Annotated in this window: 25 protein-coding genes; 22 read left to right on the plus strand and 3 right to left on the minus strand. The window is 42.3% G+C overall.

The features are described from left to right. Positions 1–32: 32 nt before the first annotated feature. Together LIZ08_RS03920 and LIZ08_RS03925 are read left to right on the plus strand one after the other, a co-directional pair. The gene (locus LIZ08_RS03920; RefSeq protein ID WP_003010968.1) at positions 33–776 is read left to right on the plus strand and encodes an ABC transporter ATP-binding protein; all 744 of its coding nucleotides are present in this window, start codon (positions 33–35) and stop codon (positions 774–776) included. Next, on the plus strand, positions 766–2,412 hold the full coding sequence (locus LIZ08_RS03925) for a hypothetical protein (RefSeq protein ID WP_227038318.1): 1,647 nt from the start codon (positions 766–768) through the stop codon (positions 2,410–2,412). Before LIZ08_RS03920 ends, LIZ08_RS03925 begins: the two co-directional genes overlap by 11 nt. Before the next feature lie 192 nt (positions 2,413–2,604). On the opposite strand, the gene LIZ08_RS03930 is transcribed toward LIZ08_RS03925, so the two are convergent. Then, positions 2,605–3,447: a DegV family protein gene (locus LIZ08_RS03930; RefSeq protein WP_227038319.1), complete on the minus strand. Its 843-nt coding sequence runs from the start codon at positions 3,445–3,447 to the stop codon at positions 2,605–2,607. Between the two features lie 129 nt (positions 3,448–3,576). Here LIZ08_RS03930 and LIZ08_RS03935 point away from each other — a divergent pair, with 129 nt between their 5' ends. Next, the gene (locus tag LIZ08_RS03935) at positions 3,577–4,146 is read left to right on the plus strand and encodes a TetR/AcrR family transcriptional regulator (RefSeq protein WP_003010925.1); all 570 of its coding nucleotides are present in this window, start codon (positions 3,577–3,579) and stop codon (positions 4,144–4,146) included. A 99-nt stretch (positions 4,147–4,245) separates the two neighbouring features. Then, a complete protein-coding gene (locus tag LIZ08_RS03940; protein ID WP_195189558.1) occupies positions 4,246–4,815 on the plus strand; it encodes an HD domain-containing protein in 570 nt (189 codons plus the stop codon). Positions 4,816–4,857: 42 nt separating this feature from the next. Here LIZ08_RS03940 and LIZ08_RS03945 read toward each other — a convergent pair whose 3' ends face one another. Next, positions 4,858–5,736 (minus strand): polysaccharide deacetylase family protein, encoded by an 879-nt coding sequence (locus LIZ08_RS03945; protein WP_227038320.1) that lies wholly within the window; start codon positions 5,734–5,736, stop codon positions 4,858–4,860. 175 nt (positions 5,737–5,911) lie between these two features. Here LIZ08_RS03945 and LIZ08_RS03950 point away from each other — a divergent pair, with 175 nt between their 5' ends. The 16 genes from LIZ08_RS03950 to LIZ08_RS04025 all read left to right on the plus strand — a co-directional run bounded on the left by LIZ08_RS03950 (position 5,912) and on the right by LIZ08_RS04025 (position 19,403). Further along, positions 5,912–7,198: a homoserine dehydrogenase gene (locus LIZ08_RS03950; RefSeq protein WP_227038321.1), complete on the plus strand. Its 1,287-nt coding sequence runs from the start codon at positions 5,912–5,914 to the stop codon at positions 7,196–7,198. A 2-nt stretch (positions 7,199–7,200) separates the two neighbouring features. Then, the gene (gene thrB / locus LIZ08_RS03955) at positions 7,201–8,067 is read left to right on the plus strand and encodes a homoserine kinase (RefSeq protein ID WP_195529659.1); all 867 of its coding nucleotides are present in this window, start codon (positions 7,201–7,203) and stop codon (positions 8,065–8,067) included. Between the two features lie 125 nt (positions 8,068–8,192). Beyond that, on the plus strand, positions 8,193–9,131 hold the full coding sequence (locus tag LIZ08_RS03960) for a hypothetical protein (protein ID WP_024055527.1): 939 nt from the start codon (positions 8,193–8,195) through the stop codon (positions 9,129–9,131). 118 nt (positions 9,132–9,249) lie between these two features. Further along, on the plus strand, positions 9,250–10,146 hold the full coding sequence (gene murB / locus LIZ08_RS03965; protein WP_195326800.1) for a UDP-N-acetylmuramate dehydrogenase: 897 nt from the start codon (positions 9,250–9,252) through the stop codon (positions 10,144–10,146). A gap of 207 nt (positions 10,147–10,353) precedes the next feature. Continuing rightward, positions 10,354–11,511 carry an ABC transporter ATP-binding protein gene (locus LIZ08_RS03970; protein WP_201090004.1) on the plus strand — a complete coding sequence of 386 codons (1,158 nt, stop codon included), beginning with the start codon at positions 10,354–10,356 and terminating at the stop codon, positions 11,509–11,511. Beyond that, complete coding sequence (locus LIZ08_RS03975) at positions 11,492–12,298, plus strand: ABC transporter permease (RefSeq protein WP_049475040.1); 807 nt, start codon at positions 11,492–11,494, stop codon at positions 12,296–12,298. Before LIZ08_RS03970 ends, LIZ08_RS03975 begins: the two co-directional genes overlap by 20 nt. After that, positions 12,295–13,068 carry an ABC transporter permease gene (locus tag LIZ08_RS03980; RefSeq protein ID WP_003002847.1) on the plus strand — a complete coding sequence of 258 codons (774 nt, stop codon included), beginning with the start codon at positions 12,295–12,297 and terminating at the stop codon, positions 13,066–13,068. Before LIZ08_RS03975 ends, LIZ08_RS03980 begins: the two co-directional genes overlap by 4 nt. Continuing rightward, positions 13,065–14,135, plus strand: a complete 1,071-nt coding sequence (locus LIZ08_RS03985; protein WP_045759569.1) for an ABC transporter substrate-binding protein — start codon at positions 13,065–13,067, stop codon at positions 14,133–14,135. Before LIZ08_RS03980 ends, LIZ08_RS03985 begins: the two co-directional genes overlap by 4 nt. Before the next feature lie 145 nt (positions 14,136–14,280). After that, positions 14,281–14,748 (plus strand): hypothetical protein, encoded by a 468-nt coding sequence (locus LIZ08_RS03990; protein ID WP_049507336.1) that lies wholly within the window; start codon positions 14,281–14,283, stop codon positions 14,746–14,748. Between the two features lie 31 nt (positions 14,749–14,779). Further along, positions 14,780–15,205 carry a hypothetical protein gene (locus tag LIZ08_RS03995; protein WP_227038322.1) on the plus strand — a complete coding sequence of 142 codons (426 nt, stop codon included), beginning with the start codon at positions 14,780–14,782 and terminating at the stop codon, positions 15,203–15,205. 133 nt (positions 15,206–15,338) lie between these two features. Continuing rightward, entirely contained in the window at positions 15,339–15,776 is a 438-nt protein-coding gene (locus tag LIZ08_RS04000; protein ID WP_148130449.1) for a lipoprotein BUG3, read from the plus strand. Positions 15,777–15,822: 46 nt separating this feature from the next. Beyond that, positions 15,823–16,266, plus strand: coding sequence for a hypothetical protein (locus tag LIZ08_RS04005; protein ID WP_070466135.1), 444 nt, complete (start codon positions 15,823–15,825; stop codon positions 16,264–16,266). A 342-nt stretch (positions 16,267–16,608) separates the two neighbouring features. After that, positions 16,609–17,049: a hypothetical protein gene (locus LIZ08_RS04010; RefSeq protein ID WP_070466133.1), complete on the plus strand. Its 441-nt coding sequence runs from the start codon at positions 16,609–16,611 to the stop codon at positions 17,047–17,049. Beyond that, complete coding sequence (locus LIZ08_RS04015; protein WP_227038323.1) at positions 17,042–18,742, plus strand: hypothetical protein; 1,701 nt, start codon at positions 17,042–17,044, stop codon at positions 18,740–18,742. Before LIZ08_RS04010 ends, LIZ08_RS04015 begins: the two co-directional genes overlap by 8 nt. A gap of 15 nt (positions 18,743–18,757) precedes the next feature. Beyond that, entirely contained in the window at positions 18,758–19,045 is a 288-nt protein-coding gene (locus LIZ08_RS04020; RefSeq protein WP_024055917.1) for a hypothetical protein, read from the plus strand. 13 nt (positions 19,046–19,058) lie between these two features. Beyond that, positions 19,059–19,403: a hypothetical protein gene (locus tag LIZ08_RS04025; RefSeq protein ID WP_024055918.1), complete on the plus strand. Its 345-nt coding sequence runs from the start codon at positions 19,059–19,061 to the stop codon at positions 19,401–19,403. A gap of 19 nt (positions 19,404–19,422) precedes the next feature. Here LIZ08_RS04025 and LIZ08_RS04030 read toward each other — a convergent pair whose 3' ends face one another. Beyond that, positions 19,423–19,857 (minus strand): DUF6556 family protein, encoded by a 435-nt coding sequence (locus LIZ08_RS04030; protein ID WP_049507343.1) that lies wholly within the window; start codon positions 19,855–19,857, stop codon positions 19,423–19,425. Between the two features lie 192 nt (positions 19,858–20,049). Between LIZ08_RS04030 and LIZ08_RS04035 the strand changes: the two genes are divergently transcribed. Both LIZ08_RS04035 and thiI read left to right on the plus strand, forming a co-directional pair. Further along, a complete protein-coding gene (locus LIZ08_RS04035) occupies positions 20,050–21,192 on the plus strand; it encodes a cysteine desulfurase family protein (protein WP_227038324.1) in 1,143 nt (380 codons plus the stop codon). 18 nt (positions 21,193–21,210) lie between these two features. Beyond that, on the plus strand, positions 21,211–22,431 hold the full coding sequence (gene thiI, locus LIZ08_RS04040; RefSeq protein WP_227038325.1) for a tRNA uracil 4-sulfurtransferase ThiI: 1,221 nt from the start codon (positions 21,211–21,213) through the stop codon (positions 22,429–22,431). Position 22,432 lies beyond the last annotated feature (1 nt).

Raw genomic sequence — 22,432 nt, forward strand, 5'->3', positions numbered from 1 at the left:
AGGTCCCAATGAGGATCAACTAGGGAGTTAACATGATTACATTTCACGGAGTTACGAAAGATTACGATGGGCACATTGCCCTCAACCACCTGGATCTGACCATCGAAGATGGGCAAATTGTCGGCCTGATTGGCCACAACGGAGCTGGAAAGTCCACAACCATCAAGAGCCTGGTCAGTGTCATCACCCCAACCACTGGATCAATTGAAGTGGATGGTCAGGACCTCTATAGCCATCGGCTGGCGATCAAAAAGAAAATCGGTTATGTGGCGGATTCGCCAGATCTTTTCTTGCGTCTCACAGCCAATGAATTCTGGGAGTTGGTTGCGACCTCTTATGATATGAGTCAGAAAGACTGTGATCAACGCTTGGAAGAGCTTCTTAGGATCTTTGATTTTCAGAGCCACCGCTATGAAGTGATTGAATCCTTTTCACATGGAATGCGCCAGAAGGTCTTCGTCATTGCAGCCCTCTTGTCAGATCCAGATATCTGGGTCTTGGACGAACCGATGACCGGTTTGGATCCACAAGCTTCTTACGATTTAAAACAAATGATGCGCCAGCATGCGGATCGCGGCAAGACGGTCATTTTCTCTACTCACGTCTTAGAAGTGGCCGAACAACTCTGTGATAAAATCGCCATTCTTAAAAAAGGTAATCTCATTTTCTATGGGACGATCGAGGAATTAAAGGGCCAGCACCCCGAACAAAGTCTGGAAAGTATCTATCTCAGCCTAGCGGGTCGGAAGGAAGAAGGTGGCGATCATGCGTCTTAAGATTATCCAGCAACTGGTCAATGTTAATATCATCTATGCCAGTCAGCCGGCCCAGATCGCAAAATTACGTGCCAAACAGGCCAAAAAACCGGACGTCAAACTCAATGTCGCCCGCAAATCGGTGCTCAACTACCTCTTTTTAGGATTGGTCTATTTCCTCATATTTGGCTTGCTCTTTAGCATCTATGATTTTGTCCATCAGCCAGCCTTCTTTGTCAATATGGTGGCCCTCTTTTCCTTGATGACTATTTCCCAAGGCTTTATGAGTTTTTACAATGTCTTTTATGAAAGCAAGGACCTCCAGTTTTACCGGCCCTATGCCTTCTCAGATGCGGAAGTCATTGCTGGAAAGAGTATCTCGGTCATCCTGACCCTCCTCATGGCTATCCTTCCCTTGGTCAGCTATTTTCTGATCCTGCCTGTCCAAGCAGGCGGCTTCAATCCGTTAGGGATCCTGCTAGGCCTCTTTTGTGCCTTAATTCTCTTAGGCGTTCTCTTTTTAGCGACGATCTTACTAGCTCATTTGATCACCAAGACCCTCTTTTTCAAAAAACACACGACCCTGGTCTCTAACATCATGGTCGGAATTGGTTCTCTTCTGAGTCTAGGAGCTTATCTCTATCTGAATCTAGTCCAGACCCATCGGGTAGAAGTGACGGGTGGCGCTGATATTCCCATTCTATTTCCACCTTTTACGGCCTTTCATCAGTTCATTCTCCATCCTTTTGATGGAGAAGCGATCCTAGGCCTCTTGGGCTGGATCCTGGTCCTTCTGATCTTGATCGTCCTGGTTCGTAAAATTGTGATACCGCAGTTCTATGATGCGGCCCTTGCAGTTGCGACCAACCAAACCGTTAAAGAGCGCGTGAAAGCCATCCATGTGGGCCAGAAAGACTCCTTTAGACAGTTTGTCATTCAGTATCATCGTAGACTCTTGAGCGATGGAACACTTATGGTGCAAGTCCTCTTGATGATGAGTATTCTGCCATATATTTTCCTCCTCAGTGGAGCAGCAGGAGCATCGAAAAATATAGGAGGCCTCAGTCCTTACCTGACGCCCCAGTATCTGGTGCCACTGACCCTTGTTGCCATCTTGATCGGTGTTTTCAATAGTTTTGGAGGCTTGACCAGTATTGGTATTTCGCTAGAGCGCGAAAACTTTGAGTACTTGAGATCGCTCCCTATTGATTTCAAACGCTATCTCTTCATGAAGTTTTGGTTGCTCTATCTGGTGCAATCCATCCTTCCTGTCATTCTTCTAGTTGGCGTTTGTCTCTATTTTGGCATCCATCCCTTGGCTATCCTTGCCATGTTGCTGATCTGGGTTGTAACGACCATTCCGATCTGCATCCGAGACTATGTCAAAGATTTTCAGAACTTTAGCACCAATTGGACCAATATCACGGAGTTAATGACCCGTCATCGTGGGAATGCAGTCCTTCAGTCTATTCTCTTGATTGTCTTTCTCTTTGTGATGTTTCTTTTGATTATTGTCAGCTTTATTTGGACCTATCATTCCGTCAGCACCCTACTTGCTGTGATCCTTTATAGTATCATCCTGTTAATCGGAGCAGCAATCAGCTACACCATCTACCGCAAAAAAATCCGCACTCTCTACCAAGAGATCGGAGAATAAAAAGAGAGAGTGGGACAGAAATCGGTAATTCCTTAGAATTCGATTTCGTCGTCCCACCTCCGAACAGTTGAGTAGGGCTGTAAAGCTGATGAAATCAGCGTAGTAGAGCCCACTCAACCACTGCGTCTTGCTCGACAATCCAAAAATAATTGAGAGGCTAGGACTTTTGTCCTAGCCTCTTTTTAGTGGTGATTAAATTTCATAGCCCATGAGGAGCCCGCCTTCTTCGGCATAGAAACTACAAAGTCCAGAAGTAGGAAGGACTTCAATCATTGCATGGGCAAATTTTTCTCGAATCAATGCAGAGAATTGCTCGATAAATTTTTCATTGTTGCGGTGGGCGATGGTGATATGTCCACCATTATAGCCTGCCTTGATTAATTCATCAAAAGCTGCCTTGATCGCTTTCTTTTGGCCCCGTGCTTTTTGAAGCAACTCAAGGGTACCCGTCTTACTAGCTTCCCCGACCATACGGATATTGAGGAGCCCGACAACAGTCCCGATCAATTTGCTGAGACGCCCATTTTTGACCAGATTATCAACCTTGGCCAAAACAAAGAGCAACTTCGTCTTAGACTGATAGGTGGTGATCACATCGACCACTTGATCAAAATCGAGGCCTTCAGCGACCAACTGATTGAGCTTGCGAACGATCAGGTCTACCTCACCCCCAGCTGATAAGCTATTAATGACATGGATATTGGTATTCGGATGCTCTTCTAGATAAATCTTCTTGGCCACCTCAGCACTATTGTAGCTACCTGAAAGGGTTCCAGTGATGGTCACAACGACGATATTTTCAGCTCCTTCAAAGGACTTCATATAATCATCGGGACTCGGACAGGCAGACTTAGAAGCAGTCGTAGTCGCATACATCTCTTCCATCATCTGATCGATATTGAGTTGGACATCATCTGTGTAGATGGTATCACCCACTTGGATGGTCAATGGGACACTGACAAACTCCGTATCCGGTGCCAGATTGTCCAAAGAGCGGTAGTCACAGCCTGAATCCGCAATAATTTTCCATTTCATCAGTTCATACCTCATAATTGTATAAAAATGTACATTGACAAGTAGTATGTCTTCTTTTACAATTATATCATAAAGTACAATGCTATCCAAGCAGATATCATCAGGTGAGACAGATAGAAAGTAAATGTTATGGCAGAAAGAAAAATATCCGAGAAATCCTTGGAAAATCTCAAACGATTTAACCGAGAAAACAATGCGATTACACGAGAATCCATCGAAATCTCTCTCCTGCAATTGTTGGAGAAAAAAGATCTGAAAAAGATCACCATCTCTGAGCTGGTTCAGCGTGCCGGTGTCTCTCGAGCAGCCTTTTACCGTAATTATGACTCCAAAGAAGAGATTCTAGAGTCCATCTTTCAATCTAGTATCGCAAAGATTACCAAGTCTTTAGATGGCTACAATCTCAAGACAGACCTCTACCAAGTCTGGGTCTACCTCTTTAAGGAAGTCAAGAAAGAAGCCAAGATCATTAGCCTGGCTATTGATTACAATTTCGAGCGGCTCTTGACCAAGGCAGTCTATGATTTTCTAGAAAAACGAAATGGTAGCTCCTCGAATGGCGCTGGCAGCTACCTCAATTCCTTCTGGAGCTCAGCCATTGTCTCTGTCATCTCCAAATGGATCAAGGATGGCATGAAGATTCCCGCTGAGAAGATCGCTACGTTAGGCCTACCCCTCTTTCCACAAAAGAAAAAGTAATCACCACCGAGAGGTGGTTTTAAAGTAAACTGCACATCTCCATAACTAGTTCAAATGAATAGATAAAACTGAGCAGAGATTAAACAAAGGACAAGAACGATGATCGAAGAACGAATCCAAGCTACTAAGCAGTATGTTAAAACCTTATTTGCTGATCGAGCGGATGGTCATGATGTGGAGCATACCCTCCGCGTTTATACCAATGCTATGAGAATCGCACAAGCAGAAGGTCCATGTGATCTGGAGATAGTGGGCTTGTCAGCTCTTCTTCACGATGCTGATGATGATAAATTGTTTCATACAGAGAATAATGCGAATGCTCGCATGTTTCTAGAAGAGATCGGTATTCCTCAAGACCAAATCGACCAGATTTGTCGAGTTATCAATGCTGTTTCTTTCAGCAAAAATCGTGGGAAACATCCAGAAACCTTAGAAGGCAAGGTTGTCCAGGATGCAGATCGCCTGGATGCGATAGGAGCTGTAGGAATTGCGCGAACTTTTTCCTATGGTGGCCACAAAGGGAGACCCCTTACAGATACCGTCCAACATTTCCATGACAAGTTGCTCCTCTTAAAAGATGAAATGAACACGGAGACTGCCAAACAAATGGCAGAAAGTCGCCATCAATTTTTAATCACCTTTCTAAATGAACTAGAGAAGGAACTCTAACAAAAACCCCTGTCTGAAATCATTTCAGACAGGGGTCTTTCTTTATTCTTGGATCATGGCTAGGAGATCCTCTCCTGTAGTGGTTGGAAGGATCCGAACTCGTTTGAGGGAATAGGGGCCATCAGCGGAGCTGGCTAGTCCATTTTTAGTGGTGAGGCCTAGTTTGTAGTCAGCTTTCTTGGCTTGGTCGATCGTGATTTGGCTGTAGCGACCAGATGGGTAGACGATAACGCTGGTATTTTGATCTAGTACCTTATCTAGCAGGCGTTTAGAAGCGACGAGCTCATTCTTTTGAGTCTCGAGACTGGAATTGGCTAGGTCTGGATGATTGACTGTATGGCTTTCAAAGGTCAAGCCAGCATGTTTCATCTCTTTGATTTGGTCAAAGGTCAGGACATTTTCTTTTTCCTTTTGGGTAAAGTCTGTGATGATATTGTTGGTGGCCGTCATCTTGTATTTCTTAAGAAGCGGATAGACGATGGTATAGAAATCCTCGACGCCATCATCAAAGGTCAGCCAGACATATTTCTTACCTTTTGGCACTTCGTTCTTAGCGAGGATGCGATAGGCTTCCTCTGGTGTCAATGTGTAGTAACCCGCTTTTTTCAGGGCCTTTAGTTGGCTCTCAAAGGTTTCTGGATCGACAATCAGATTGGCATTGGCAGCTTCGGACTCAGCCATATTGTGCACGGAGTGGTACATGAGGATGGGCAGTTTGACCGGCTTTTTCACTCGGGTCCACTCGATAGAGGAACTGTGTTCATCTAGCGAGCGCGTCATGGCAGTGCCGCTGGTATTTCCATCACTCGGCTGAGTGATCCGCTTGATTAGAAGAAAGCTACAAATAAAGATACAGACCAAGAGGAGTGCATTGATTCCAAGTAGGACTTTGATTTTTTTAGGTACTCTTCGTTTACTCATAGTGTCACCGTTTTCATTATTTTCTTTATTGTACCACAAATTCTATGTTCTTTTCCAGAACTTGCTACAGGCAGATCCTGTCATGAAAATTCAGAATTTTTAAGGCAATTGGCTGTCAAACGCTCAAGTTTTTGTTATAATGGAGCTACTATAGAAAATTCAAGGAGTCAATAGGATGTCTGTTAAGATTGCCTTACTAGGATTTGGTACTGTTGCAAGTGGCGTACCATTTTTATTAAAAGAAAACCATGAAAAAATCACCCAGGCAGCTCAAGATGAAATCGAGATCGCCAAGGTCTTGGTTCGAGATGATGCGGAAAAGGAAAAATTACAAGCGGCGGGTCACAACTACAACTTTGTGACCAATGTCGATGAGATCATTGAAGATAAGGACATTGCCATCATTGTGGAATTGATGGGTCGTATTGAGCCAGCTAAGACCTTTATCACCCGTGCGCTGGAAGCAGGCAAGCACGTGGTTTCTGCTAACAAAGACCTTCTTGCCGTTCATGGAAGCGAGTTGCTAGAGATTGCTCAAAAACACCAAGTGGCCCTTTATTATGAAGCTGCCGTAGCTGGTGGGATCCCAATCCTTCGGACCTTGGTGAATTCCCTTGCTTCCGACAAGGTGACCAAAGTGCTCGGTGTGGTCAATGGAACCTCTAACTTCATGATGACCAAAATGGTCGAAGAAGGCTGGACTTATGAGGATGCTCTAGCAGAAGCGCAACGCCTTGGCTACGCTGAAAGTGATCCAACCAACGACGTTGAAGGAATTGATGCTGCTTACAAGATGGTGATCTTAAGCCAGTTTGCTTTTGGAATGAATATCCAATTTGACCAAGTAGGTCACAAAGGAATCAGCCAAATCACTCCTCAAGATGTCTCAGTTGCTCAAAGCCTTGGCTATGTCATCAAGCTTGTCGGCTCTATCGTTGAAACAGAGTCAGGGATCGCAGCAGAAGTGACACCAACCTTCCTTCCAAAACAGCATCCACTCGCAGGGGTGAACGACGTTATGAATGCGGTCTATGTGGAATCCATCGGTATTGGTGAGTCTATGTACTACGGCCCAGGTGCTGGTCAAAAACCAACTGCGACAAGTGTCGTAGCCGACCTCGTTCGCATTGTCCGTAGACTAAAAGAAGGAACGATTGGTAAAGCCTTCAATGAATACAGCCGCCCTCTTCAATTGGCTAAACCAGAAGATGTGAAGAACAATTATTACTTCTCAATCAAGGCACCAGATGCGACTGGTCAAATCTTGCGTCTTGCGGAGATCTTTAATGCAGAAGGAGCTTCCTTCAAGCAAATCCTCCAAGAAGACTCAGATGGTCAATTTGCAAGTGTCGTCATCATTACCCACCAAGTCAACCAAACACAATTCAAGAACTTGGTTGAAAAATTGGATTCAGAGGCGAATTTCGAACTCTTGAATACCTTTAAAGTCTTGGGAGAATAAGCATGAAAATTATTGTTCCAGCAACCAGTGCCAATGTAGGGCCAGGATTTGATTCTGTTGGGATTGCCGTGACTCGCTATTTGACCATTGAAGTCCTTGAACCAGCAGATGCTTGGTTCATTGAGCATGATCTTGGAGCAGGGATTCCGACAGATGAGAAAAACCTCCTGCTCTCAACAGCCCTTTCTATCTCAACCGATATGCAGCCCCATCGGATCAAGATGGCCAGTCAAGTGCCCTTGGCGCGTGGTCTTGGATCTTCTAGCTCGGTCATTGTCGCAGGGATTGAATTGGCCAACCAATTAGCCAAGCTCCAGCTATCAGACGCTGAGAAATTACGCATCGCGACCGAGATCGAAGGTCATCCGGATAATGTAGCTCCAGCTATCTTTGGGAATATGGTCATTGCGAGCTACATCGGTGAAGATGTCCAATATGTCACGGCTGACTTCCCAAGCTGTGACCTTGTGGCCTTTGTACCGAGCTACCAATTGAAGACCAGTGATAGTCGGAATGTCCTACCGAAAGAATGGTCTTATAAGGAAGCTGTCGCAGCCAGTAGCGTAGCTAATGTCGCTATCGCAGCTCTCCTCAAGGGAGATTTGCTGACGGCTGGTCGCTCCATCGAGTCAGATCATTTCCACGAACGCTACCGTCAATCTCTTGTCAAAGAGTTCCCTCAGGTCAAAGAAGTAGCACATGCTCATGGGGCCTACGCTACCTATCTGTCAGGAGCAGGCCCAACAATCATGAACCTCTTAGCGCCAGAGCATACAGCAGCCTTTGTCGCAGCTCTTGAAAAACTCGGACTAGAAGGTCAGATTTTCCAACTTAAAATCGACACTTTTGGCGTTCGTGTTGAGAAATAAACCTCAATGTAACACAAATGAAAGAAGGATGTATACGAATGTATATGTCCTTTTTGCTTCTCCTATGGTAGAATGGGAACTGTACGGGGAAAAGCTCAAGCTTTCCCGAAAGTTTAGGGGGAAACATGAAACCAGAATATTTATATAGTATTGCTACCGATCTTGGGCTGCAATTTGATGGCGAAGCCCGTGTGATGTATGGAGAGCGTGAAGGCTTCTTGTTAGTCATTGAAGGCGCTCAAACCAAGAATGTATTTACCATTTCACTCAGTGTGAAACAAGGTTCCGAAGGAGACTTGATCGAAGATAGTGAAATTCTTTGGAATGAATTAAAAGAACAATCAAAAGCCATTAATGCCATCTCTTCTGATGGTTACTTGACCTCGATCGTAGTCAAAGGTGGAATGACCAAAGGGAAGGCTGTCGAAACCTTATGGACAGCTATCCAAGATATTGTTGATTTCTTGCTCAACCACCAATTTGTGCAAGTGAATGCGCAAACGGGTGAGGAAGGGCCAATCGGTCTGTATCAAATTGGAGATGCGATCTTTTTAATCGACGATGAAACCTTTAGAGCCTACCAAGCCGAAGTGCAAGATACAGTTGAGGCTTATGAAGCGCGGGAAGAAAACTTCCTTTTAGGGATTGTAGGGGCTGTGATCGGTGTAATCATCGGTGGAGCAGTTGCCCTCTTGGTAGCGCGTCTTGGCTATGTATCTGTTTTAGCAGGGGCTGCCCTCGGTTATTGTACTATCAAAGGTTATGAGATTCTTGGTAAGAAATTGACTAAAAAAGGTGTGGTAGTTTCAGCTATTTTGATGGTCTTGACCGTCTTTTTGGTCAACCAATTAGATTATACTTTGGCGCTTATGAGTGAACTGGATTTGCCATTTGATATGTCCTGGACGCTTCTCAATGAAGCGACATTTTCAGGGGACGTCCCAGATAAATTTTACTTGAATCTAGGCTTGCTAGCTGTCTTTACTCTTGGTGGTGCTTGGATTTCGGTCAAATCAGCTCTGGATGGACAAAAGAATCGTGCTATCGCACGTAAAATTGCATAATAAATGGTAAAAGGAAGGCCTGAATATTATAGGCCTTCTTTTGTTTTTTAGGGTCGAAAAATAGTCAAAAATTTGGTATAATAGTTTGTATTTTTATAGAGAGAGAACAGACAGAAAGATGAATGAAAAAATGAATCAAATTCTTGAAGGGATTGATATCCGTTTTCAAGAACCTTTAAAACATTATACCTTCACAAAGGTAGGTGGGAATGCTGAATTTTTAGCTTTCCCTCGCAACCAATACGAATTAAAACGCATCGTCCAATTTGCCAACCAAGAGCAAATTCCATGGATGGTCCTGGGCAATGCGTCCAATATCATTGTCCGTGATGGGGGCATTCCGGGATTTGTCATTATGTTTGATCGCTTGCGAGATATCAGTGTGGATGGTTATGTGATCGAAGCAGAGGCAGGAGCTAAACTCATCGACACCACTCATGTGGCATTGCACCATAGTTTGAAAGGCTTCGAGTTTGCTAGTGGCATTCCAGGCAGTGTCGGTGGTGCTGTCTTTATGAATGCGGGAGCCTATGGGGGAGAGATCGCGCATGTCCTTGTATCCTGTAAGGTCTTGACCAAAGACGGAGAGATCGAAACTCTGTCAGCGAGTGAACTAGCTTTTGGCTACCGTCATTCTAAGATTCAAGAGACAGGCGCTGTTGTCATCTCTGCCAAATTTGCTTTGTCACCAGGCAATCACGAAGCGATCAAGCAGGAGATGGATCGGTTGACCCATCTTCGTCAGTTGAAACAACCCCTTGAATACCCTTCTTGTGGATCTGTCTTTAAGCGTCCTGTCGGTCATTTTGCAGGTCAATTGATCAGTGAAGCAGGTCTGAAAGGCTATCGAATCGGTGGTGTGGAAGTTTCTGAAAAGCATGCCGGCTTTATGGTCAATGTCGACAATGGAACAGCTAAGGACTACGAAGACCTGATCGCCCATGTCATTGAGGCAGTAGAAGCTCACTCAGGCGTCCGTTTAGAACCAGAAGTTCGCATTATCGGCCAAGACTAAGAACTTTAGTAGTGAAGAACAATTGATAGTGAATCATCGATAGCATCAGTCGGAGAGGGGGTGAGTGCCTATCGATACCGTAAATAGGTGGGGCAGTCTAGTAAGTCCCCGAGAGGTATTGGTGGTCTGACAGGTCTTCCTGTCAGCCGCTGCATTTTCGTTTGAAAAGCAGTTTGGTAATCGCAGTAAAGAAGGAATTTATGTGAATTGAAAAAACCAATTATTGAGTTTAAAAATGTTTCAAAGGTCTTTGAAGATAGCGGAACCGTTGTCCTAAAGGATATCAATTTTGAATTGGAAGAAGGGAAGTTCTATACCCTGCTTGGTGCATCTGGATCAGGAAAATCAACTATCCTTAATATTATTGCTGGTCTTTTGGATGCTAGCTCTGGAGATGTCTACCTTGATGGGGAACGGATCAATGATGTCCCTACCAACAAGCGGGATGTCCACACCGTCTTTCAGTCCTATGCCCTGTTTCCGCATATGACGGTCTTTGAAAATGTGGCTTTCCCCCTTCGTTTGAAAAAGGTGGACAAGGCTGAGATTGAACGCCGTGTTTCAGAAGTCTTGAAAATGGTCCAGTTAGCAGGATTTGAAAAACGTTCAATCCAAAAATTATCGGGTGGTCAACGTCAGCGGGTAGCTATTGCACGGGCTATTATCAATGAACCACGAGTGGTCCTTTTAGATGAGCCTTTGTCTGCACTTGACTTGAAACTTCGGACAGACATGCAGTATGAGTTGCGGGAATTGCAACAACGTTTGGGGATTACCTTTGTCTTTGTTACCCATGACCAAGAAGAAGCCCTTGCCATGAGTGACTGGATCTTTGTCATGAACGAAGGAGAGATCGTCCAATCTGGTACTCCTGTGGATATCTATGATGAGCCGATCAACCACTTTGTAGCCACCTTTATCGGAGAGTCCAACATTCTAGATGGTCGCATGATCGAGGACTACTTGGTTGAGTTCAATGGCAAACGCTTTGAAGCCGTCGATGGGGGGATGCGTCCAAATGAACCAGTTGAAGTCGTCATTCGTCCTGAAGACTTACAAATCACTCTTCCTGAAGAAGGCAAGCTCCAAGTGAAGGTGGACACCCAGCTCTTCCGTGGTGTGCATTATGAGATCATCGCCTATGATGATTTGGGAAATGAGTGGATGATTCACTCCACTCGGAAGGCCATCGTGGGAGAAGTTATCGGGCTAGACTTTGAACCAGAAGATATCCACGTTATGCGTCTCAACGAAACCGAAGAAGAATTCGATGCGCGGATCGAAGAGTACGTTGAAGTGGAAGAGCAAGAAGCTGGTTTGATTAATGCCATTGAGGAGGAAAGAGATGAAGAAAACAACCTCTAATCTATTTATCCTCCCCTATTTCTTGTGGATTTTTCTCTTTGTCCTAGCTCCTGTAGTCATGATCATCTTTCAATCGTTTTTCAACGTTGAAGGGCAGTTTTCACTTGAAAACTACAAAGAGTTCTTCACTTCGCAAAATTTGACCTATTTAAAGATGAGCTTTAATTCGGTTCTTTATGCTGGAATTGTCACCCTGGTGACGCTCTTGATCTCCTACCCGACTGCTTACTTTTTGACGCTTCTCAAACACCGGCAGTTGTGGTTGATGTTGATTGTCTTGCCAACCTGGGTCAATCTCTTGCTCAAGGCCTATGCATTTATCGGAATCTTTGGGCAAAACGGCTCCATCAATAGCTTTTTAAGCTTTCTCGGAGTCGCTCCCCAGCAGATCCTCTTTACTGATTTCTCCTTTATCTTTGTAGCCAGCTACATCGAGTTGCCTTTTATGATCTTGCCGATCTTTAATGTCTTAGATGACTTAGATCCAAACTTGATCAATGCCAGCTATGATTTGGGAGCCAATCGTTGGGATACCTTCCGTCATGTGGTCTTCCCCTTGTCCATGAATGGAGTCCGCTCAGGTGTGCAGTCTGTCTTTATTCCTAGTCTGAGCCTCTTCATGTTGACACGGATGATCGGTGGAAACCGAGTCATTACCTTAGGGACTGCGATTGAACAGCACTTCCTGACAACACAAAACTGGGGAATGGGTTCTACCATCGGAGTTGTTCTGATCCTTGCTATGCTCCTTACCATGTGGGCAACGAGAGAAAGGAGAGAACGATGAAAAAAGTATCTCATTTCTATCTAGGCTTCGTCTTTCTGATCCTCTATCTTCCCATCTTCTATTTGATCTTTTATGCCTTCAATAAAGGGGGAGATATGAATGCCTTCACAGGCTTCACGCTTGAGCATTTCAATGAATTGTTCGCAGATAGTCGCCTGATGCTGATCTTATCAGAGACTTTTCTGTTGGCCTTCTTGTCAGCCTTGATTGCGACGGTGATCGGAACCTTTGGAGCCATTTATATCTACCAATCGAAGAAGAAGTTAGAAGGTCCTTTGCTTTCCATCAACAACATTCTCATGGTAGCGCCAGACGTTATGATCGGGGCCAGCTTCTTGATTCTCTTTACGACGGTGAAGTACCAGCTAGGTTTCCTATCTGTTCTGGCTAGCCACGTGGCCTTCTCGATTCCCATTGTGGTCTTGATGGTCTTGCCACGACTCAAGGAAATGAACCGGGATATGGTCAATGCTGCCTATGACCTGGGAGCTACTCAAGTGCAAATGCTCAAAGAGATCATGTTGCCGTATCTGACACCAGCCATTATCGCCGGTTACTTTATGGCCTTTACCTATTCTCTTGATGACTTTGCCGTGACCTTCTTTGTAACCGGAAATGGCTTTACAACCTTGTCTGTAGAGATCTACTCACGTGCGCGTCAAGGAATTTCCCTCAGTATCAATGCCTTGTCCGCCCTTGTCTTTCTCTTTAGTGTGCTTTTGGTCATCGGTTATTACTTTATTACCCGTGAAAAGGAGGAAGCAGCATGAAAAAACTTTATTCATTCCTAACTGGGATTGTCCTTGTCATTCTGGTCCTCTGGGGAATTAGCCACCAGATCGAAGCCAGCATGAATACCAAGAATAGTGACAAGCTGGTCATCTACAACTGGGGAGATTATATCGATCCGGAATTGCTCAAGGAATTTACAAAAGAGACAGGGATTCAGGTGCAATATGATACCTTTGATTCCAACGAGGCCATGTACACTAAGATCAAGCAAGGTGGAACCACTTACGATATTGCGATTCCTAGTGAATACATGATTGCTAAGATGATGGATGAGCATCTGGTTGAAAAGTTGGACCAATCCAAGATCAAAGGGATGGAAAATATCGATCCAAAACTCTTGAACCAATCGTTTGATCCAGGCAATCAATATTCAGTACCGTATTTCTGGGGGACCTTGGGAATCGTCTACAATACCAAGATGGTTAAAAATGCTCCTGAACATTGGTCAGATCTCTGGCGTGAAGAGTACAGAAATGACATCATGATGTACGATGGTGCGCGTGAGGTCATGGGAATTGGTCTCAATACCTTGGGCTATAGCCTCAATGAAAAGGATCCAAAGAAATTGCAAGAGGCAGTAGATAAACTCTACACCTTGACGCCAAACATCAAAGCTTTGGTGGCCGATGAGATGAAAGGCTATATGATCCAAAACAATGCGGCTATTGGGGTTACCTTCTCAGGAGAGGCTAGCCAAATGCTCGAAGCCAATAAGGATCTTCGCTATGTCGTCCCAACTGAAGCCAGCAACCTTTGGTTTGATAACATTGTCATTCCAAAAACCGTGAAAAATAAAGAAGCAGCATATGCCTTTATTAACTTCATGCTTCGTCCTAAAAATGCTTTGAAAAATGCTCTTTATGTCGGCTACTCTACGCCAAATAAAAAAGCCAAAGCCATGTTGCCAAAAGAAATCCAAGATGACCAATCCTTCTATCCAAGCGATGAAACACTGGACCATTTGGAAGTCTATCAACAATTAGGCAAGAAATTGCTTGGAGTCTATAACGATCTTTACCTCCAGGTCAAGATGTATCGAAAATAACACAAAAGGAACTTCCGGGTTCCTTTTTGATTACCTTTAAAAAGCTCTAACTAGTGACTTAGATTGAGATTCAAATGAAAGATGCTATAATAGTAAGGAAAGTGACCGCCTATTTAGTCATGAAAGGAAGGATTGGAGAAAAAAAATGAAGAGACGAGTGGAATTATTTTTAATCATCCTGTTACCGATTCTAGGACTGGTTTTTCTTGGAGGAAAAATCATGACCCTGACCAAAAGGCCGGAGCAGAAGATAACAAGCACTTCTTCAAAGAAAGTTGTACAAAAATCAAAGGAAGAAATAAAAAAAGAGCAAATCGCTTATCTAAAAGAGCACGAGCAAGAAATCGTCGATTTTGTGAAATCCCAAAATCCAAAAGTCGAATCCGTTCAGGTTAATTGGAACAGTATGCAAATTGAAGAGTCTGGGAATGGAACGCCTCAGGGTGGTGGATACAATTTATCTATTTCTGGTAAAATTAATCAATTAGAAAACACAAAATTCTCCGTTGATTTTTACCTAGAAGATCAAAATAGCATACCAACTATCAAAAAAATGGGGATGCTAAATGATATCTATATCGAGGAAAATGGTGGCTGGAAAATTTTTTCCTAAGTAAATAGAAGTATTAGTGTTATTAGGAAACATGAAAAGTAAAATGAATTGTACACTTAAGTTAATATCTTTAATGCTAATTTTCACAATTATTGGAGGTTGTAGTGTAAAGCAAAAAGCTCATACGAAACAAGCACAAACTGCAACCTCTTCCTCCACTAAAGAAGATACAGCAACTGTTACTCAAAGGCAAGTCGACTTCTTAAAAAAACACGAGTCCGAAATTACGAACTACATAAAGTCGAATGATCCAGAAGTTGTTCGGGTCAAGTATGACTGGGATAGCGTGAAAGTAGGAGATAGTGGTTCTTTTACAGAATCTGGGTTTGACATTCGTTTAAAGGTCTATGGGGCAAATGATAAGGAACTCAATGGTTATTCATTTTTTATTGTCCCAAAACCAAATGTTGAGAATCTAACTTCAATTGATTCAATCTCTGGTTCGAATTTTCCTTAATAAAATCAACAGATCATTCTAGCTATGAAGAGGGAAGGATTCCAAAAATACTTAAGCTATGAGTTTATAATAGATCCAGAAATGATAGGTGGACATTTTAAAGAAAAATCTGTACAAAATGGTAGGAGGACTTATGAAAAGTCGAAAAATCATGATGATAGGTGTATCAATTGCGGTGGTGCTATGTATAGTTGGATGTACCGTGAAACAGAAGGAAGATACCAAGCAAGATAAAACGAATGTTTCATCGTCAATCAAAGTAGACAAAAAAGCCATTAAACAAAAACAGCTCGCTATTCTCAAGGAACATGAGCAAGAAATCGTCGATTTTGTGAAAGCCCAAAATCCGAAAGTTGAATCCGTTCAAATATATTGGGATGAAACTGAGTGGGGAGTAGCAGGAAATGGGACGCCACAAGGTGGTGACGAGATGATTCTCATTTTTGGCGGATTTAATCAAAATTCTGAATCGAGTTGGAGAGTTGATGTAGTTGTGGAAGATGGAAAAATAAAATTAAAGACAATGTCTTTGGGCCAATACTTAAGGATAGGTGGAAGAATTTTCGAATAAATAAGTTGATAGATCAATTTGAAGTGTATAGATTGGAGAAGATTAAATGAAGAGACAAATGGAACTATTTTTGATTATTTTGTTACCAATCCTAGGACTGGTTTTTCTTGGAGGAAAAATCATGCCCTTGACCAAAAGACCCGAACAGAAGATAACGACCTCATCTCCAAAGAAAGTCGTACAAAAACCAGAAGGAGACATAAAAAAAGAACAACTGGACTACCTAAAAGAACACGAACAGAAGGTTATTGATTTAGTCAAAGCACAAAATTCAAAAGTTGAATCCGTTCAGATTGATTGGGATCAGACACAATGGGGTGATGGTGGACTGACAACTCCTGAATATTATATGAGTGTTTATGGACGTATAAATAATATTGAAGAATCGGGTTGGGGAGTAGATATCCCAATTAATGATGACAATACATTGAATCTAGATGAGATGTATATAGGATCCGACATTAACATAGGGGGAAGATTATTTGAGTAATTTGAACTTAAAATGATAGGAAAAAACGTGCTATGTGTAAGTAATAGACCATTAGTCTAGATCGTAACCAACGTCATAACTCTTTAATTTAAAACTTTGATAATCAAAAGTAAAGAATTAATTAACTCATGTTTTAAAAAGCTCTATGTAGTGAGATAACTTGATTTTCAAACTATAAATGCTATAATAATTAAAATAATATTCATCTAGTTTTCAATCTTAGAATAGAAAATAGCAGATAAATAGTATGAGTTGAACAAATGACTATTACAATGAGTTTGTTAAGAGAAATGACAGGTGGAAATTTTAGAGAATAATCTGTACAGAATGATAGGAGGACTCATGAAAAGTCGAAAAATCATGATAATAGTTGCTTCAATTGCAGTGTTGCTAAGTATAGGAGGATGTACCGTGAAACATAAAGATGATACAAAACAAGGAAAAACGATTGCTGCTTCATCTACGAAAGACCTAAAGGAAGATGAAGAAACTATAAAGAAAAAACAACTGGACTATCTAAAAGAACACGAACAGGAAATTGTTGATTTAGTCAAAGCACAAAATTCAAAAGTTGAATCCGTTCAGATTGATTGGGATCAGACACAATGGGGTGATGGTGGACTGACAACTCCTGAATATTATATGAGTGTTTATGGACGTATAAATAATATTGAAGAATCGGGTTGGGGAGTAGATATCCCAATTAATGAGGATAATACATTAAATTTAGATGAGATGTATGTAGGATCCTACATTAGAGTAGGGGGGAAATTATTTGACTAATTGGAATTTAAAAAGTTTTGATAATCTATATGCTTCATTAGCAGAATCAGCTTACAGAGATAGACCAAATAAGTTTCCATATGAACAATTGGATCCGGAAAGTCGAAAAAAATTTGATTCAGGGAAATCCATTGAATTTAATTTCTCCATAGATGCAAAAGATAAGGATGGACAGATAACTAAAGGTGGCGGTACGGATCTACCGAATGGTGGCAATGTTTATCTTCAACCGGATAATAAAAAGTTGTTAGAGGATGAAGAAACTGGATACCACGCTTATTATGTCACAGATACTGATACGATCAACGCGAATACGCACCAGACTTATTTTTCGATTCGTGGAAGTGATGGTTTTGGAATTAATTTACCACAAATCAAAAAAGGTAATTTTAAGGAATTTAACTATCAAGATTGGATCAATAATGATGCAGCTTTTGCTCTTACGGATGCGATCGTCCCTCAAGCACAGTATGCTACAAAAGGGATGAAAGAAAAGATCGCTGAATTAGAGGAAAAAGCTGCACCGGATGCTAAAATGGATGTAACGGCTCATTCGCTTGGAACAATGGTATCCGTACAAGGTTTGGCAGGATTATCTGAATCAGAATTGAATCACGTTGGAAAAGCAGTTCTTTTTGATGGCCCAGATACAACAGCTAGTTTAAAAAAAGCTGGGTATAGTGATGAAAAACTGAAATTATTGGATAAAAAAATTGTTTATTATGTCAATCCTTTTGATCCAGTTAGTATGCTCAATCGTGATAAACCATGGGATCAACAACTTGGTCAAGTTAATGTAGTTGTCCCGATTAAGTATACTAGTATGATGGACAAGTATTCTTCCCATGATTTTGGTGCCTATCAAATAGATAGTTATGGGAATATCCTAACGGCATCGGAATCCTATCATCCAGAGTTGTTAGTTGCTGGCCAGAGACTTGCTAAGCTGAACAGAAGAACTATAGATAATCTGAAGAAGTATTTTCCTGAGGAAGCAATTGAACGCTTTGTGACAATGAAACCAGAGGTATTTCAAAAACTTGCTTCATTGTTACATGAAGCATTAAAAGATCCTTGGAATCATAAGACAGAAATTTATTTAATATTTCGTGACGGATTTGGTATTGGTATCACTGATGCCACGAAAATAATTGCTAATATACCTTCAATTGCTTCAGGACTTTCAGAATATTTACAAGAATATGCTAAAATTATAAAAGATGCCCAGAAAGCTTCTTTGGAATGGGATCGAAAAAATTTAGACCTCAAGAATCCCAATAATTTGCACAACAAAATTAAAAGTGCTGGGAGCTATGCGGAGCGAATCTTACTTCGCACAGAATTGTTATATGCAGCAGTTCAATTGGCAGATGCAGATATTGAGCAGAAGGTGTCAGAAACAGAGAAAATGATCACGACTGCGGAAGAAAACATAAAAATAGAGGTTGAATTATCTAGAAATGTTATTTTTGGATTGGGATGGGCATTGTCAGCAAGTGAAAGAGAAAGTTTAATGACTGACTTGACTTTTGAACATTTGTGGGATAGCGGAATTGCGGAGACCGATAAAAGTAATTTAAAGAACTACAAAGAAAAAATGAGTGGCTTCTCAAAGAGTATGATTCAATGTGCGCAGAAACTTGTAGAGGTTGATGAACAAGGCGCAGCTGATATTTTTGGATCCCTATCATAAAAGAAGGAGGAAACGATGCCAATAAGTTTACCGTTTATGAATGAAAAAATACTGGAAGGACTGAAAGCACAACAGAGATTGGCAATAAAAGCGGCTGTTGTAGTAGCAGTGAACACTATAAAGCTAAAGAATATATCTCTCCAAGCAAGACTGCATATAAAAGCAGAGGAATTAGAAAACTATGCAAAAAAGACTTACAGTGAAAATATCACAGATGGTCTTGAAGGACAAGCCGCAACTGCGGCAAAAAACTATTTGTCTAAAGTGAGCAAACCAGAACTTACTAGTCCGCTAAGAAATTGAGAATTGACAGAAGATGAAGGAAGATCTTTATAAATTAGAACTTGAATTTGATAGCAAAATGAAACAGTTAAAGAAAAAAGAGGAATCTCTTGAAGAAGATCTCTCTTATTTTCTACAGCAAACGGACCAGTTGAAAGAAGAAGTCTATCGCATGGCAGAAGGTGAGTTACCTGCAGAAGTTCATACTTATTTTTTCCAAATGGATGAAAATAGTGAACGATTTCGACGTGACGTCTTTGAACAATTGGATCAAATCCAGGAAGAGCGCTCAAAGCTCAAATGGGAGTATGACAATGAAATAGATGCATTCTATAAAAATCAGAAAAAGCTGGAATCGAAATCCAAAAAAAATCAGTAAGGTTGTCCTTACTGATTTTTTAGTTGGATCCAGATGATGCTGTATCTGCGCCACTGTCTGTTGCGGTGGAACCTTGATCTTGCGCTGCAGATGAACTAGTTTCTGTAGCAGATGAGTTATTGGTTTCTTTCTGAGAACTTGTCTCTGTATTGCTTGAATCGGTTTGCGTGTTGGTATTTGTGTTGGTATCTGTCGCGGTGGAGTCAGAACTTTTATCGTGAACCACGACGACGCTGGTGCTACTAGATGGTTTGTCTTCTGTCTTTTGATTGTCTTTATTGAGCAGGCTCATAATGGTAAAGGAAGTGACGATAATCCCTAAAAGACTAGCAATTGTAGCTACAACCGTTTGAAATACGGATAGGCCTTGTTTGACTTTTTCACCACGTGAGGGTCTAGAATCTGTAGTATCCTCAGGTTTTTGGTTTTTGTTGCTTCTTGAATATTGTGACATGTTCATTCTCTTTCTATCAAAAATTGTTTTTTAACACTTTCCTATTATAAGTCATTTTCTGAAAAATGTCTAAAAAGAACTGAATTTTATGGAGTGATTTTACCTCATCTCTCTTTATCAAATCCTTGTCCCAAGCGGTTAGAAATGATAAAATAGAAGTTACGTAAAAAGAAAGTGATGGATGTGTAGGACATGATTTATTTTGACAATTCAGCAACGACCAAACCTTATCCAGAGGCCCTTGCGACCTATACAGAAGTAGTGACACGGATCTGGGGCAACCCTTCTAGTTTGCACAATCTAGGTAGTCAAGCGACTCGTATTTTAGAGGCTTCTAGAAAACAGATTGCAGAGTTAATTGGCAAGAAAGCTGAGGAAATTTACTTCACGTCTGGTGGGACCGAAGGGGACAACTGGATCCTTAAGGGTGTCGCCTTTGAGAAAGCTCCTTATGGCAAGCATATCATTGTCTCTGACATCGAGCATCCCGCTATCAAGGAGTCCGCTGCTTGGTTAAAGACGCAAGGATTCCAAGTGGATTATGCTCCAGTGGATGCGCGTGGCTTTGTCAAAGTGGATGCCTTGTCTAGTCTTCTCCGTCCAGATACGACCTTGGTCTCTGTCATGGCCGTCAACAATGAGATTGGCTCCATCCAGCCCATCCATGAAATTGCGGCTCTCCTTGAGGATCGCCCAACGATTAGTTTCCATGTCGATGCTGTTCAAGCTTTAGCCAAGGTAGCAACAGAAGTTTATCTACCAGAGCGCGTGGACTTTGCGACCTTCTCTAGTCACAAATTCCATGGTCTTCGTGGAGTTGGCTTTGTCTACATCAAAGAAGGCAAAAAGATCACCCCTCTCTTAACGGGTGGAGGTCAAGAAAAAGAAATGCGCTCGACAACTGAGAACGTGGCAGGTATCGCAGCAACCGCAAAAGCCCTACGCTTAGCTATGGAAAACCAAGAAGTTTTTGCCAGCAAGACCCAGCAGATGAAAGAAGTCATCCGCAAAGAATTGGCCAACTATCCAGATGTCACTGTCTTTTCTGGTGAGGATCACTTTGCCCCTCACATCTTGACTTTCGGGATCAAGGGAGTTCGTGGTGAAGTAGTGGTCCATGCCTTTGAAGAGTTTGATATTTACATCTCGACCACCAGTGCCTGCTCGTCCAAGGCTGGAAAACCAGCTGGTACCTTGATTGCCATGGGAGTGGACAAGAGCATCGCTCAGACAGCAGTTCGCCTCAGTCTCGATATTGAAAATGACATGAGCCAAGTCGAGCAATTCTTGACCAAGTTCAAACTGATTTACGAACAAACACGAAAAGTACGTTAAATATAGAAGGAAATCAATATGACCTTAACCTATTCAGAAATTATGATTCGCTATGGAGAACTTTCTACTAAAGGGAAAAACCGCATGCGTTTCATCAATAAACTTCGCAATAATATCCAAGATGTTTTATCTATTTATCCGGCTGTCAAAGTGACAGCGGACCGCGATCGGGCCCATGCTTATCTACATGGGACGGATTATGAGCCGGTGGCAGAATCCCTCAAGCAAGTTTTTGGGATCCAAAATTTTTCACCTGTTTACAAGATTGAAAAATCAGTCCCAGCCTTGAAAGCTGCGGTGCAAGGGATTATGAAGGAGATTTACAAGGACGGCTTGACCTTTAAAATCTCAAGTAAGCGTAGCGATCACACTTTTGAACTCGATAGCCGTGAACTCAATCAAACCTTGGGTGGTGCTGTCTTTGAAGCCATTCCAACCATTCAGGCCCAAATGAAAAAACCAGATATCAACCTGCAAGTCGAAATCCGAGAAGAAGCAGCCTACATCTCTTATGAAACCATTAAGGGAGCAGGTGGCCTTCCTGTTGGTACGTCTGGCAAAGGGATGCTCATGCTTTCTGGTGGGATCGACTCTCCAGTAGCTGGCTACTTAGCCTTGAAGCGTGGGGTGGATATCGAGGCGGTTCACTTTGCGAGCCCCCCTTATACCAGCCCAGGTGCCTTGAAAAAAGCTCATGACTTAACACGGAAGTTGACCAAGTTTGGGGGCAATATCCAATTTATCGAGGTGCCCTTCACAGAGATCCAAGAGGAGATCAAGGCTAAAGCGCCAGAAGCTTACCTCATGACCCTGACCCGTCGCTTTATGATGCGCATTACAGACCGCATTCGCGAGGTTCGCGGTGGTTTGGTGATTATCAATGGTGAAAGCTTAGGACAAGTGGCTAGTCAAACCTTAGAGAGTATGCAGGCCATCAATGCGGTAACCAATACACCAGTTATCCGTCCGGTGGTGACCATGGACAAGTTGGAAATCATCGATATTGCCCAAGAGATTGATACCTTTGAAATCTCTATCCAACCGTTTGAAGACTGTTGTACCATCTTTGCACCAGATCGTCCAAAGACTAATCCGAAACTCAAAAATGCGGAGCAGTATGAGCAACGAATGGATGTGGAAGCTTTGGTCGAGCGAGCTGTAGCAGGCATCATCGTAACAGAGATCACACCAAAAGTAGAAAAAGACGAGGTTGATGACCTGATTGAGGATTTGCTATAGG

The sequence above is a fragment of the Streptococcus sp. 210928-DFI.4.42 genome, assembly GCF_020554365.1.
Taxonomy (GTDB): domain Bacteria; phylum Bacillota; class Bacilli; order Lactobacillales; family Streptococcaceae; genus Streptococcus; species Streptococcus parasanguinis_S.